Here is a 12,580-nt window from a genome sequence, read left to right as displayed (position 1 = left end):
ACGCACCCACAGTAGCGTTTGGTTTATGTCGCCTCGATGGAATCCGAATCCTGATGTACGCACGGGACGCCACGTCGTCTACAACCTGCGCGTCCACTTGGTTTTCGTCACCAAATACCGGCGTAAAGCCATGACGGACGCCATGCTCACCAGGTGCGAAGAGATCATGCGGGAAGTGTGCGAAAGCTTCGAGGCAGAGCTGAAAGAGTTCAACGGCGAAGAGGACCACGTGCACCTGCTGGTGCACTACCCACCCAAAGTCCAGCTCTCCAAGCTGGTCAACTCCCTCAAAGGGGTCTCTGCCAGGCTGCTGCGCAAGGAGTTCGACACCCACGTCCGCCGGTACCTGTGGGGCGGCCACTTCTGGTCCGGCTCATACTTCGCCGGAAGCTGCGGCGGGGCACCGCTCACCGTCGTACGCCAGTACATCGACAACCAGCAGCACCCCGAGGGCTGAAGCCAACAGCGCGAACCCGCGCCCACAGCTGAGGACAGAGCAGTTCTGAGACGCGCTTCACCACCACCCTGAAGGGCCGCGCACCGCGCAAGATCAAAGGTAGACCGGCGAAGACCTTCCTCTGCGACGACTTCGGCGCCCGGGGACCCGGGCGCCGAAGTCGTACTCGGTGCGAGCTACTTGCCTTCGGCCAGCTCATCGGCCACCCGAGTGGCCCAGCCCTCGATCCGGACGAAGTCCCGGAAGTCCCCGCCCTTTCCCGAGCGCAGGAGCATTCGGGCCGTCCACCCCGTCGCGCTTTCCTCCAGGCACCCGCCGAAGGTGACGTGCCCCCGGGCATTCAGCCGGGTCATGGCCTTCCGCACGCCGGGGACGGGGGGATGTCCCGCTCGGATGCCGAGGCGTCGAGGGGGCCGCTGCTGAAGAGCCAGAGCGGGCGTTCGGCGAGGGCTCGTCCGTGCCGTCGTACGAAACGGCGGGCGTCCCCGTGGCAGCGCCCGGCGTACAGGGCGCCGCCGGCCACGACGGCGTCGTACGGGGCCACGCTGCCCACGGACCCGGCGGGCAGCGTGTTCACGGTCAGCCCGTTCTTGCGCAGGACCTCGGCGATGGTCTCGGCTGTCCAAGCGGGGATCCATTCGTCGTTCCATAGGCCACCAGCACCTTGCCGGTCATGGCGGTTCGCCTCCTGTCAGGACCGGCGCAGCCAGTCACCGGTCACGCCGTGCAGCGCCTGCTCGTCGGGCCGCAGTCGGTCGTCGTCCTGCCTCCAGCCGAGATCGTTGACCACGTCGACCACACCGTCGATCTGACGGGTCATAGAGGCGGCGATCTCTGTCTCGGTCTTGCGCTCCATCTGCCCGAAGAGGGTGACGACGCCTTCCGTCACGGAGACGTCGATACCCGTGGGCGGCACCCAGAGCGTGCGGATCAGCACTTCCTGGACGACCTCTTCACGGATCTCCGCATCGGACCGCAGGAAGACCTGGAGCAGGTCGCGCCGGGTGACGATGCCGACCAGCCGGTCCTCTTCGTCGAGCACGGGCAGCCGCTCGACATGTGACTTGGCCATGGTGCGGGCCGCCTCGACGATCGTGTCGTCGGCGTGCACGGTGACCGGGGGCCGGGTCATCAGCTGACCGGCGGTGCGGGCCTGAGCCTTCGCGGTATGCCGCCGGCCGGCCGGCGTGAGCGCGGCCAGCCGCGAGTGGTGCGGTGGGTCGAAGGGGTCGGGAGTCTCCGCCTGGCGCACCATCAGGTCTGTCTCGGAGATGACGCCAATGACCTTGTCGTCCTCGTCGATCACCGGCAGTCCGCTGATCCGGTGGTCGGCCAGCAGCCGGACCACCTGAACTGCTTGAACAGCCGCGCCATCCCGTCCGCGTCTCGCGGGACGTCGGGGTAGGTCTCGCTGCAGCTGCCCTCCAGCCAGGAGTTGGCCAGCACGGACGGGCCGCCGTGCCCTGGGCCCCACACGCACGGGGCGCCGAGTCCACGGACCTTGATCACCCGGTTGAGGTGGGTGCACACGAGGTTCAGGCCGGGCGAGGTGCCCCAGTGGCCGAACAGCCGGGGCTTGATGTGCTCGGGCCTCAGGGGCTCGGTGAGCAGCGGGTTGGACATCAGGTAGATCTGCCCGGCGGCCAGGTAGTTCGCGGCACGCCAGTGGGCGTCCAGGGTGCGCAGTTCGTCGTCGGAAAGTACGATGGCGTCCCGGTGCTCGACCGTGGACATGGGTGGGACTCCGGAAGTCGTAGAGGTCAGCGGGCGGTGCCTGCGGGGCCGGCGGACAGACGGCGGAGCTGCCGCGCAAGGCGTACGAGTAGGAACTGCCGGGCCCGCGGGACGAGTTGGTCAGGCCGCAGGAGTGGGTGCGGGCGACGGGCGCCTGTCTGCCGTAGACCTATGTCCCCGACCACACGGTGAGTCTCCGAGCGGCCGGTCATCGAGGTCACACCGGCTCGGGTACCACGACGACCGGGCACGCGGAGTGGTGCAGCACACCGTGGGCCACCCGGCCCAGCTGGAGCCCGAAGGTCCGTGGGCGGCGCCGGGCTCCGACGACCACGAGGTCGGCGTCGTGCGAGGCGGCCACGAGGATGGCCCGGGCGTGGCCCTCGACCGTACTGCGGTGTGCCTCGATGTCGTCGGGGAGGTTCTGGAGCGCGGTTTCGAGGGCCTCCACCGCCTGCTGCTCGTGCAGCCGGGTGGGCTCTCCGGCGAGCAGCGGGTGGTCGGTGGTCTCGTACGCGGGGCACCGCCAGGCCCGTACGGCGTCCAGGGGTACCCTCCGCCGCCGCGCCTCCTCGTAGGCGAAGCGCACGGCCGCCGACTCCTTGCCGTCCTCCCCGACGCCCAGGACGATCCTGCCGTGGGCCGGCGTCGCGGTCTGGTTGTCGTGGTTGCCGCGCACGACGACCAGCGGGCAGTGCGCGTGCCCGGCGACGGTCAGGTTCACGGAGCCCAGCAGTGCCTCGGCGAGGCCGCCGCGGCCCCGGGTGCCCGTCACCAGCAGGGTGGCATCCCGGCTCTCGTGGACCAGGGCGTATTCGGGTTCCTCGGCCAGCACATCGGTGGACTCCGTCACGTCGGGCCGCCGGCGCCGGGCGCGCCGCGCCGCGATCTCGACGATGTCCTCGGCCATGATCTCCTCGGACGGCTTGTGCAGGTCATCGGTGAGGTGGGTGCCCTCGTACCGCTCCCACAGCGAGGCGTACACCAGGCGCAGTGGCAGTCCGCGTACGGCGGCTTCGTCGGCCGCCCAGTCGACGGCGCGCAGGCTGGGCTCGGAGCCGTCGACGCCGACGACGATCGGCAGGGTCATCGCCCTCACCGTCCCAGGGCGAGGTCGAAGACGATCCGCGCCTTGACCTGGCCGCGCAGTACCTCGTCGATGCACTCGTTGACGGTGGCCAGCGGGCGGGTCTCGCTGATGACCGGTCTGCCCGGCGGCGTGCAGCTGGAAGACCTCGGCGAGGTCCTGCCGGGTGCCGACGATGGAGCCGATGACGCTGGTGCCGTTCAGGACGGTGTCGAAGATCGGGACCCGAACCGTGCCGTGCGCGGGCAGCGCCACCATGACCAGCTTGCCGCCGCGCCGCAGCCCGGAGTTGACGGCCTCGAAGGCCGCGTCGTTCACGGCGAGCGCGATCGCGGCGTGCGCGCCGCCGTGCCGCTTGAGCACCTCGCCGACGTCGTCCTTGCGGGCGTCGATGACGAGGTCGGCGTCGAGCGCGGTGGCGAGTTCGAGCTTCTCGTCGGTGACGTCGATCGCGGCGACGGTGGCTCCGGCGATCTTCGCGTACTGCACGGCGAGGTGGCCGAGTCCGCCGATCCCGGAGATCGCGACGAGCTGGGCGGGCCGCACTCCGGCGACCTTGAGTGCCTTGTACGTGGTGACGCCGGCGCAGGTCAGCGGGGCGGCGTCGACGGCGGTGATGCCGTCGGGCACGGGCTGGGCGAAGTCGGCCCAGGCCAGCATCTTCTCGGCGTACCCGCCGTCGCAGCCGTAGCCGGTGTTGATCTGCTGCTCGCACAGCGTCTCCCAGCCGGACAGGCAGTGCTCGCACCGCCCGCACGCCCGGCCGAGCCACGGCACGGCGACCCGCTGCCCGACGGCCAGATGGGTGACGCCCTCCCCGAGCTTCTCGACGAGTCCGACGCCCTCGTGGCCGGGCACGAACGGCGGGTTCGGCCGGACCGGCCAGTCGCCGTGCGCGGCGTGGATGTCGGTGTGGCACAGCCCGGAGGCCTCGACACGGATGCGGACCTGGCCGGGGCCGGGCTCGGGGTCGGGGCGGTCCTCGATGACCAGGGGCTCGCCGAGGGCTCGTACGACCGCTGCCTTCATGGTGTCTGCTCCTCAGCGGTTCGGGGGGTCAGGGGGTGTGTCAGCCGTGCGGGACGACGGCGACGGGGGCGGTGGAGTGGTGCAGGACGGCATGGGTCACGGAGCCGATGTGGGTGCCGAGCGGGCTGCGGCGGGCGCGCCGGCCGACGACCACGAGGCAGGCTTCACGGGAGGCGTCGACGAGGTGGTTGCCGGGGGTGCCGTAGTGGGACTGCTCGATGATTTCGACGGCCGGGAACTTCTCTCGCCAGGGGCGCAGCACCTCGGTCAGCGCGGTGCTTTCCTGCCGCGCCAGCTCTTCGCGGAGTCCCAGGTCGGTGGCCACGCCGTAGGTGTCGTAGTAGTAGGGCGGGTTCCAGCCGTGCACGACGCGCAGGGACGTACCTCGGCGGGCGGCCGCGGCGAAGGCGAACGCGATCAGATAGTCGTCGGGCCTCTCGATGTCGAGGCCGAGGACGACGGGTCGGAACGGCGTGGCCGCCGACGGGACATCGACCGGGTCCGTCTCGTGCTCGTCGGCAACCTGTTGCGCGGCGCGGACCAGGACGACCGGCCGTTCGGCGTGGGCGACGACGGACAGGCCGACGGAGCCGACCATGAACCCGCCGATGCCGCCCAGGGCGCGGGAGCCGAGGACGAGCAGTTCGGCGTCGTTCGCCACACTCACGAGGACATCCGCGGGCCGGCCGGACAACTGCTCGGTGGTCACGTCGAGGCCGGGGTGGCGCAGCCGCACGCCCTCGGCCGCCTCGCGCGGAATGCGCTCGGTCCAGTGCTGGTGGGTCTCGGGGCCGAGCAGCGGTGCCTGTGCCATGGGCGCCGGTACGGGCTCCCAGACATGGACCAGCTTCAGCGGCAGTTCGAGCAGCTCTGCCTCGCGGGCCGCCCACTCGGCTGCGGCGCGGCTCTCGGGAGAGCCGTCGAGTCCGACGGTGACGGTACGGGTCATGATCTCTGCCTCCTGAACAGGGGTTCCGGTACGAGCGTCGTCTTCGGACGGGGTGTCCGGCAGGGGCAGCCGGTCCTTGCGATGGGCCGATCAGCCCTGGCCGGTATGCGATGCGGCGGACCCGGGGCGGGGCCCGCCGCACCAGCCGCGATCACCGCAGCCAGCGGCTGCGACGGACCAGCGGGAGCTTCGCCCAAACTCGGCCGAGGCCGAGGGCGTCGCCCGCGGAAACGGCGGCCAGGGCAATCAGGACGACGGCGTAGATGAGGTGGTAGTCGGCGAACGGGTTCGTCGACATGCTCGCCGAGCCGTCCGAGAGGTGCTTGGCGGGCGGCCATTCGGCCAGCCACATCAGCGCCATCATCAAGGTGCCGGCGGCGGCCGCGAAGCGCAGCACCACGCCGGCGATGAGCGCGACACCGATCCCGAGCAGGCCGAGCATGAACAGCCAGTCCGCCCAGGCGCTTCCGGCCCAGGAGTGGAACGTGGACTGCATCGGACCGGCGGCGACGGAGCTGAGGAAGCCCTTGGTCGGCGAGCCGCCGTCGATCCAGCCCTTGCCGGACGGGGTGGCGTAGCCGAAGCCGAAGGTCTTGTCGAGGAACGCCCACAGGAAGACGAACCCGGTGAGCAACCTCAGCGAGGCGAGCGTGTAGGCCCGCGCGGTGTGGGTGTCGGTCTCCGTCGACGCGATGGGCTCGGACGCGGAGGCGGTCCGGTTCCTGCGGAAGGACGGCAGATGGAAGCCGGAGTTCCGGTGAGGGTGCTCGTGCACGGCCATGACGGTGATCCCTTCGGGGAGAAGCGGGGCTGTGCGGTGGGTCTCTGACGCCTCTCACTCTGGTCGCGCGGCACCATGACCGCCGGGTGCCGAAGGTCGGTACCGGTGGGGCTGAACGGCCCTGCCTGACGGGGCCGTTGGGGGCGCACGTCGGCCTGCGTCCACCGGAGCGCGGCCCACCTGCTTCGGTCGGGCGCACTGCTGGTGTCGATCTCGACATCAACGCCCTCAACGCGGTAGACGAACCCCGCCGAGAACTCACGTACCGCGCCATCGTGTTCGCCCTCACCCGTGCCGATCACGCACACCAACGGGCCGCGCCCTGGCACCTCCGACGCCGGGGAGGCGCGGTTCCGTCTGCCGGCGCTGACGGGCGTGGTCCGCTGTCTGATCGACCGCTTCACCCCCGTTCAGTAGGCCCGCAAGCCATGCGAACGGAACTGCCCTGCTGCTCAACTGGTCTTGCGCACCCACTGCGGTCCCACCTGATCCCACTCGACGGCCCACTGCTCGGTGGCCCGCCGTTCGATCCGCAGACACATCATGCGGCCGCCGGCCAGGACCAGCAGCCCGCCCACGAAGCCGATTCCCGCGCCCGTCAGTCCGGCACGTACGGCAGCCTCGGCCGAACTGATCGGCCCGGACACCAGGTGCCCCCGGCCATCGGTCCACGCCGTGACCGTCGTGCCGGCGACGATGTCGGCCTTCACACTCGTCTCTCCGGTCCGTACGGTCCCGTCGGTGTCCGTCCACCGAACTTTGGCCCTCACCCGGTCGTACGTCATGCCGGTGGCCACGTCCCGGGTGCCGCTCGCCGCGTGGCTGACCATCAGGGCGGACACGGGCTTCCGCTCCGCCCGGTCACGCTGTACGGCGTCTTCCACGGCACCCGCCGTCAGAGAGCCGGCAAAGGCTCCGCCGACGGCCGCTGCCGTCCAGGTGACCAGCAGGACCCACGCCTCGACCACATCACTGTGCCGCCGCAACGGATTGCTCCGCCACCGCCAGCCCCGGACCTTCGTGCGTTCCATCTTCCACATCGGTCACACCCCCTCCTGGGCACTGCGAACCTGAGTCCCGCAAGAAAGTCCCACCGGCCGCCACCTGGCGGCAGGGGCCGTCGGGCAGTGACCATGGGGCCGGTGCGGGCGCGATTCGAAGTCGGGTAGGGCCAGTCGGCCCTGGTGCTTCCGGGCCCGGCAAGCAACGATCGTCGTCACGGGCAGCCCGCAGTCTGTCCGCCACCGGGGAACAAGGGGTCGTCATGAGCGGAACGCGCACCTTCACGGAGCAGAATCCGATCCGTGTCTTCCTGCTCGACGACCACGAGGTCGTACGACGCGGCATTACCGACCTGCTCGACGCCGAACCGGACATCTCGGTGGTCGGGGACGCGGACAGCGTCGAGCACGCCCTGGTCCGCGGCCCGGCGCTGCGCCCGCACGTCGCCGTGCTCGACGTACGTCTCCCGGACGGCGACGGCATCACGGTCTGCCGGGCGCTGCGCGATCAGATGCCGGAGCTGGCCTGTCTGATGCTGACGTCGTTCGACGACGAGGAGGCCCTGCTCGACGCGATCATGGCAGGCGCTTCGGGCTATGTCCTCAAGCAGATCAAGGGCTCCGACCTGGTCTCGGCGGTCCGCACGGTCGCCTCGGGCCAGTCCATGCTCGACCCCGCGACCACCGCCCGTCTGATGCGCTCGCTGCGCGCCGACCCCGCCGGCACACCGGCCATCGCTCCTGAGCTGGCGAGCCTGTCGCCCCGCGAGCGGGACATCCTTGCCCTGATCGGCGACGGCCTGACCAACCGTGAGATCGGCAAGAAGCTCTACCTCTCGGAGAAGACCGTCAAGAACCACATCTCCCGGCTGCTGGCCAAGCTCGGCGTCCAGCGCCGCGTCCAGGCCGCGGTCCTGGCCTCTCACCTGGATCAGCCGGACACCCCAGGTCACCGCCCCGCGAAGTGAGCTTCGGCCGGGCCGTCCGGCGTACGACCGGGGCCGGACGGCCCCCTGCCACCCGATCCAGCTCCGCCCCACCGGGAACACGCCCCGCAGCCAGTTGCCGCTGGAAGTGCTCCCACATCACTTCCTCCGCCTTCCCCCCAGCGGGCCGAGACCGGCCGCCCCGAGACGCGGCACCCGACGTCTGCCCCGTCTCGCCGATCTCCGCGGACTCTCGGTTCTCCTCCCCCGTTGTTCGCCTCCCTGACCCCGTCTCGTCTCGGACGACTTCGTCTTCCTCTCGCCGAACTGCCCGTGTCTCGTCTCGATGCCACTCCGGCCCACCGTGTCGCTGAGTCTCGCCGAAAGGAGCCAACAGCGCACCGGTGCTCTCTCCGGGCTCTCGAGCCCCGCAGAGAGCGGCCATGGTCAGGACGAGCCTCCCGCGAGGTACTCAGACCCCGAGGCGGACGGGCCGCCGTTCGCAAGTGCCGGCCGCGTAGTGGCGTGCGCGGGGGCTCCCATCCTGTCTCCCGTCGACCCAGGCAGAGCGGAGCGGGCGTGGTCCCCGGTGTGTGGGTCGACGGCACGCGGGATGGGAGCTGGGGAAAGTCCCGAACAGGCACTGGGCCAGTCATCAGGTCGGGGCCGCCGGCCGAACCTGGTATCCGTGACTGCTTTGCTCAGTAACAGGGCGCGAAACGGTCCGAAGGTAACTCGGTCCACCGAGCCTGATCGCGGCCTCCCGGCATCCCGCCGCCACGCCCCTCTCAGTACCAGTGTGGTGTCTCGTGCGGTGCGGGCTGCTGGAAACCGCCGTACGGCGGCGGCTGCACCAAGCCCTCGTGCTGTGCCGCCTGCGCAAACCCGGGCTCAGGCGAGGTGTGGCCATTGCGGGGCGCCTTCGCGCCCTGCGGGGCCTGCAGGCTGCCGTACCGTTCCATGCGCTGCCACCGCAGGCGTGAGCCCGACACGGCGGTGAAAAGGGACTGGATCACCACCAGGTACATCAGCTGCCGGTAGACGAACTGCTGCAGCGGCAGGCTCCACAGCGGGCCCGCGCGCTCTCCGTCCAGGCGGAACGCGTAGAGCCCCATCATGAGTTGCAGTAGCTGGATGGCGAGCCACAGCCCGATGATCCGTACCGGATCGAGGAAGACCAGCCCGTAGAGGGCAAAGATGTCCACGACGGGTGCGAGCAGGGGCAGAAGTACCTGGAAGAGCAGCAGATACACCAGGCCGCGGCGACCCAGCTTTCCGGCCGGGCCGCGCTGCACCAGCGCGCCGCGATGCTTCCACATCGCCTGCAGGGTGCCGTAGCACCACCGGTATCGCTGCCGCCAAAGGGCGTTGAGCGAAGCGGGCGCCTCGGTCCAGGCCCTCGCTCCCTCCTCGTACACCACGCGCCAGCCGTTTCGGCACAGTGCCATGGTGAGGTCGGTGTCCTCGGCGAGGGTGGCGTCGCTGACACCGCCGAGGTCCATCAGTGCCCGGCGGCGGAACGCGCCGACGGCTCCGGGTACGGTCGGCATGCATTGTGCGATGTCGAACAGGCGACGGTCGAGGTTGAATCCGACCACGTACTCGATGTGCTGCCAGCGGCCCAGCAGACCGCCGCGGTTGACGACCTTGGCGTTGCCCGAGACGGCGCCCACGCGAGGATCGGCGAAGGGCTGCACGATCATGCGGACGGTGTCGGGTTCGAAGACCGTGTCACCGTCGACCATGACCACCAGGTCCCAGGAGGCGGCTGCGAGTCCTGAGTTGAGGGCGGCGGGCTTGCCCGCGTTCTGCTGGCGGATCACTCGTACCGGAAGGTGGAGCGATTCCACCAGGTCGGCGGTGCCGTCGGTGGAACCGTCGTCCACCACGATGATCTCGACCGGATGGTTCGAGGCGAGTAGTGATCGCACGGCTGCCTCGATCCCGGCGCTCTCGTTGTACGCGGGGACGATGACGCTGACGGGCTCGGTCACCGGTGGCCCCGAGGACCATCCCAGGCCTCTCCTGCGCAGGCGCCGGTGCCGTCGGGCGGCGAACAGCACGACCAGCGCGCGCAGCACGCTGACCGCTCCGGCCGCGTACATCAGCAGGCCCAGTAGCCACACGATCCAGTCGCCGCCCTGCAGCGCCGTGATGAGGGCCAGCCCCTGCAGATGGTCCGCGAGCCCGGCGGGGTGGACGGGTGCGGCCATGCCGACCGCATCGGAGACCGTCGCGAACTTGAAACCCTGTGCCTTGAGCCGCGGCACCAGCGTGCTCAGCGCGGCGACGGTCTGGGACCGGTCACCGCCGGCGTCGTGCATCAGCACGATCTGCCCTGCGTGGCCGTGCGGTGTTGCATGGGCGAGGATCCGCTCCACGCCTGGACGCTGCCAGTCCTCGGCGTCCTGAGTGGCGAGCACCGTGACATAGCCTGCCGGGTCGGCCTGCTTGAGGACGGCCCAGTCGGCGTTGTCCAGTGCGTCGTTCCGGGAGGAGTACGGCGGCCTCAGCAGTGCGGTGGTGACCCCCGCGGCGCCGGCCACCGCCAGCTGTGTCTCGCGCAGTTCCAGGGAGCGCTGCCATGGGGCAAGGCGAGCCAGATCGGGATGGGTGAAGGTGTGGATGCCGATCTGGTGGCCTTCTGCGACGATCCGGCGGACCAGCTCCGGGTGGGCGACGGCCTGGGTCCCGACGATGAAGAAGGTCGCGTGCACATGGTTGCGGCGCAAGACATCCAGGATCCGTGGCGTCCAGACAGGGTCCGGGCCGTCGTCGAAGGTCAGCGCTATGGTGCGGGCCTTCACCTTTGCGGTGTGCGCAGTGGTGGCGGCGTTCGCGATCACCGGGCCACCCCGCGTCACCTGGCTGGGGACCGTGTCATCGCGGCCACGGGCGCCGGTCACGGCGTCCGAGGTGATACCGAACATGTGATGGGTGTAGCCCTGCAGCAGCAGGGTCATCGACAAGGTCACCGCGAGCACGCTCAGCAGCAGCCAATGGGTGCGGGGGGTGATCTGGCGGGTGCGGCTGCCGCCACGAGGAGCGTTGGAGCGTCTGCGGTTGGTCACGTCACGGGGCCTTGGATCACTTCACCGGGTTGTGGGACGAGCCGATCGCGCGGCCCTTGGAGGTGGGATTGCGGTCGGGGGGCGTTGGGGTCGAAGACGCGACGCCCGTGGCCGCCGCGGTCGGCACGGAAGTGGCCGACCGGTCGGTGGAGTCGGAGCTCTTCCGCGTCGGCGTGGGACGGGAGTTCGCCGGCGCAACGGTAGGGCTCCCATTTCCTGCGGAGTGGCCGGTGCCGGGAGAGACGTCGGGCGCGGTCGCCCGGGGCGTGGTCGGGTGCGGGGAGTCCGGCTGTGGGACGAACGGGGCGCTGACGCTGGGGCCGCCCAGCACAGTGCTGACCAGCAGGGCCACGTAACCGCCGGCGGGGATCACCAGCAGGCGGGCAGCGCGCAGCACGCGGCGCTGACGTCGCCCCGAGGAATCAACGAACACGGGTCCTACCGACCCGCTCTTCGGCGTGTCCGGTCCTGGTACGGCAGGGCCAGACGGATGGAGTTCTGCAGGCGGCACGGTGAACACATCGCCATGGGGAGCGTCCCACCCCGTAGTGGCAGGGCCTGGCCCCACGGCGTAGGGATCCGTCGCCATGACGTAAAAGTTCGTCCTGGTGGCGTAGGGGTCCGGCCCCACCACATCGACGTAACTCGTCGGCTGGGCCGAATGCGCGACCTCTGCCGGCCCCCAGGGCGTCGTGGCGGTATCGATGGTGGCGCTGCCGCCGTACTCGTAGCCGTACCCATACGCGTAACCGCCGCCGTACGGATCCTCGCCGTACGCTCCACCGTTTTCGTTCGTCCACTGCACGAGTCGTGCTCCCTGTCCTGGCCGACCGACACAGTCGTCCGCTTAGACAGAGCGAACTCGGCCGGAAGTGTTACACCCCGGCCTTGCAGTACAGAACAAATCGATCGGACGACCACGGAGACGTCAAGACGACGGCAAGCGGCCGCCCGCTGCTTCAGGGGACACGGCTCGCTGCGGCGGTTGTGCCGCGACTCGACGGCGAATCGCCCGGAACCCCCGGATCAGCTGCCGCAATACGGTCCGCGGCTCGCACCTGGCCGCCCACCGCCGATCCGACAGGTGTGCGGGGCGGCCGGACCCCCGTGCAATGGGCGGGGGTCCGGCCGCCCCCGTCCCTCTCCATGCCACCCCCAGGGGGAGTCCAGAGCGGCACAGAGAGCGGTCCCGGAGTGCGCGGTCCAACGTCCGGCCGGCCGCTGTCCCCTTGTTCTCCTCAGCGCGAACTCGGCACTCACACAGCGCCCGGCCGGCGCAAAACGTCACTCGGCCAGGACAGTGCCGCCCAGTTACCGGATCAGCGCGCATCGACGAACTGGCACGGCCTCCGGCCCCAGGCCCGCAGTAGCGGCGGCTGTGAAGGGCACTGCCTGCATTGTGACACTTCTGTGAGCACCGGCGCTGGTCATCATGAGGCCGTTGATGCGACCGGAGCGCGTGGGACGGCGCGGACTCGGAATGGACCCGGTGCAAACGAGGACAGTCTTGGGCCAGGCACGGCAACCCCGGCGCGTACAGGCGAG

10 protein-coding genes and 3 pseudogenes are annotated in these 12,580 nt (G+C 70.2%); 3 read left to right on the top strand and 10 right to left on the bottom strand.

What is annotated here, in order from left to right; all coding sequences use genetic code 11:
• Nucleotides 1-25: 25 nt before the first annotated feature.
• A complete protein-coding gene (gene tnpA / locus VXC91_RS36535; RefSeq protein WP_329511653.1) occupies nt 26-457 on the top strand; it encodes an IS200/IS605 family transposase in 432 nt (143 codons plus the stop codon).
• Nucleotides 458-633: 176 nt separating this feature from the next.
• On the opposite strand, the pseudogene VXC91_RS36530 reads toward tnpA, so the two are convergent.
• From VXC91_RS36530 to VXC91_RS36500, 7 genes and pseudogenes are all read right to left on the bottom strand, one after another.
• A pseudogene (locus tag VXC91_RS36530) lies at nt 634-1,132 on the bottom strand (flavodoxin domain-containing protein).
• Nucleotides 1,133-1,148: 16 nt separating this feature from the next.
• Complete coding sequence (locus VXC91_RS36525; protein WP_329511652.1) at nt 1,149-1,805, bottom strand: CBS domain-containing protein; 657 nt, start codon at nt 1,803-1,805, stop codon at nt 1,149-1,151.
• Nucleotides 1,784-2,191 (bottom strand): annotated as a pseudogene (locus VXC91_RS36520) (phosphoketolase family protein); the annotation flags it as partial. The pseudogene VXC91_RS36520 and the gene VXC91_RS36525, both read right to left, overlap by 22 nt.
• A 217-nt stretch (nt 2,192-2,408) precedes the next feature.
• Entirely contained in the window at nt 2,409-3,281 is an 873-nt protein-coding gene (locus tag VXC91_RS36515; protein WP_329511651.1) for a universal stress protein, read from the bottom strand.
• 5 nt (nt 3,282-3,286) lie between these two features.
• Nucleotides 3,287-4,307 (bottom strand): annotated as a pseudogene (locus tag VXC91_RS36510) (zinc-dependent alcohol dehydrogenase).
• Nucleotides 4,308-4,347: 40 nt separating this feature from the next.
• Nucleotides 4,348-5,256: a universal stress protein gene (locus VXC91_RS36505; RefSeq protein WP_329511650.1), complete on the bottom strand. Its 909-nt coding sequence runs from the start codon at nt 5,254-5,256 to the stop codon at nt 4,348-4,350.
• A gap of 151 nt (nt 5,257-5,407) precedes the next feature.
• The gene (locus tag VXC91_RS36500) at nt 5,408-6,037 is read right to left on the bottom strand and encodes a DoxX family protein (protein ID WP_329511649.1); all 630 of its coding nucleotides are present in this window, start codon (nt 6,035-6,037) and stop codon (nt 5,408-5,410) included.
• Between the two features lie 291 nt (nt 6,038-6,328).
• Here VXC91_RS36500 and VXC91_RS36495 point away from each other — a divergent pair, with 291 nt between their 5' ends.
• Nucleotides 6,329-6,454, top strand: a complete 126-nt coding sequence (locus VXC91_RS36495) for a hypothetical protein (protein WP_329511648.1) — start codon at nt 6,329-6,331, stop codon at nt 6,452-6,454.
• Between the two features lie 35 nt (nt 6,455-6,489).
• On the opposite strand, the gene VXC91_RS36490 is transcribed toward VXC91_RS36495, so the two are convergent.
• Nucleotides 6,490-7,068 carry an Rv1733c family protein gene (locus VXC91_RS36490; RefSeq protein ID WP_329511647.1) on the bottom strand — a complete coding sequence of 193 codons (579 nt, stop codon included), beginning with the start codon at nt 7,066-7,068 and terminating at the stop codon, nt 6,490-6,492.
• Between the two features lie 233 nt (nt 7,069-7,301).
• Here VXC91_RS36490 and VXC91_RS36485 point away from each other — a divergent pair, with 233 nt between their 5' ends.
• The gene (locus tag VXC91_RS36485) at nt 7,302-8,006 is read left to right on the top strand and encodes a response regulator transcription factor (protein WP_329511646.1); all 705 of its coding nucleotides are present in this window, start codon (nt 7,302-7,304) and stop codon (nt 8,004-8,006) included.
• Between the two features lie 746 nt (nt 8,007-8,752).
• Here the strand turns inward: VXC91_RS36485 and VXC91_RS36480 are convergent.
• Both VXC91_RS36480 and VXC91_RS36475 read right to left on the bottom strand, forming a co-directional pair.
• The gene (locus VXC91_RS36480) at nt 8,753-10,927 is read right to left on the bottom strand and encodes a bifunctional polysaccharide deacetylase/glycosyltransferase family 2 protein (protein ID WP_408057564.1); all 2,175 of its coding nucleotides are present in this window, start codon (nt 10,925-10,927) and stop codon (nt 8,753-8,755) included.
• A gap of 124 nt (nt 10,928-11,051) precedes the next feature.
• Nucleotides 11,052-11,840 carry a hypothetical protein gene (locus VXC91_RS36475; protein WP_329511644.1) on the bottom strand — a complete coding sequence of 263 codons (789 nt, stop codon included), beginning with the start codon at nt 11,838-11,840 and terminating at the stop codon, nt 11,052-11,054.
• Nucleotides 11,841-12,580: the final 740 nt, after the last annotated feature.

Origin of the sequence: Streptomyces chiangmaiensis (genome assembly GCF_036281785.1) — a bacterium.
Classification (GTDB): Bacteria; Actinomycetota; Actinomycetes; order Streptomycetales; family Streptomycetaceae; genus Streptomyces; species Streptomyces chiangmaiensis.
This window is presented reverse-complemented; position numbering and strand designations above follow the sequence as displayed.

Bases quoted from the DNA above. Each gene is read 5' to 3' on its own strand.
- tnpA (WP_329511653.1), top strand. From the start codon at position 26: ATGTCGCCTCGATGGAATCCGAATCCTGATGTACGCACGGGACGCCAC.
- VXC91_RS36515 (WP_329511651.1), bottom strand. From the start codon at position 3,281: ATGACCCTGCCGATCGTCGTCGGCGTCGACGGCTCCGAGCCCAGCCTG.
- VXC91_RS36505 (WP_329511650.1), bottom strand. From the start codon at position 5,256: ATGACCCGTACCGTCACCGTCGGACTCGACGGCTCTCCCGAGAGCCGC.
- VXC91_RS36500 (WP_329511649.1), bottom strand. From the start codon at position 6,037: ATGGCCGTGCACGAGCACCCTCACCGGAACTCCGGCTTCCATCTGCCG.
- VXC91_RS36490 (WP_329511647.1), bottom strand. From the start codon at position 7,068: ATGGAACGCACGAAGGTCCGGGGCTGGCGGTGGCGGAGCAATCCGTTG.
- VXC91_RS36485 (WP_329511646.1), top strand. From the start codon at position 7,302: ATGAGCGGAACGCGCACCTTCACGGAGCAGAATCCGATCCGTGTCTTC.
- VXC91_RS36480 (WP_408057564.1), bottom strand. From the start codon at position 10,927: ATGACCCTGCTGCTGCAGGGCTACACCCATCACATGTTCGGTATCACC.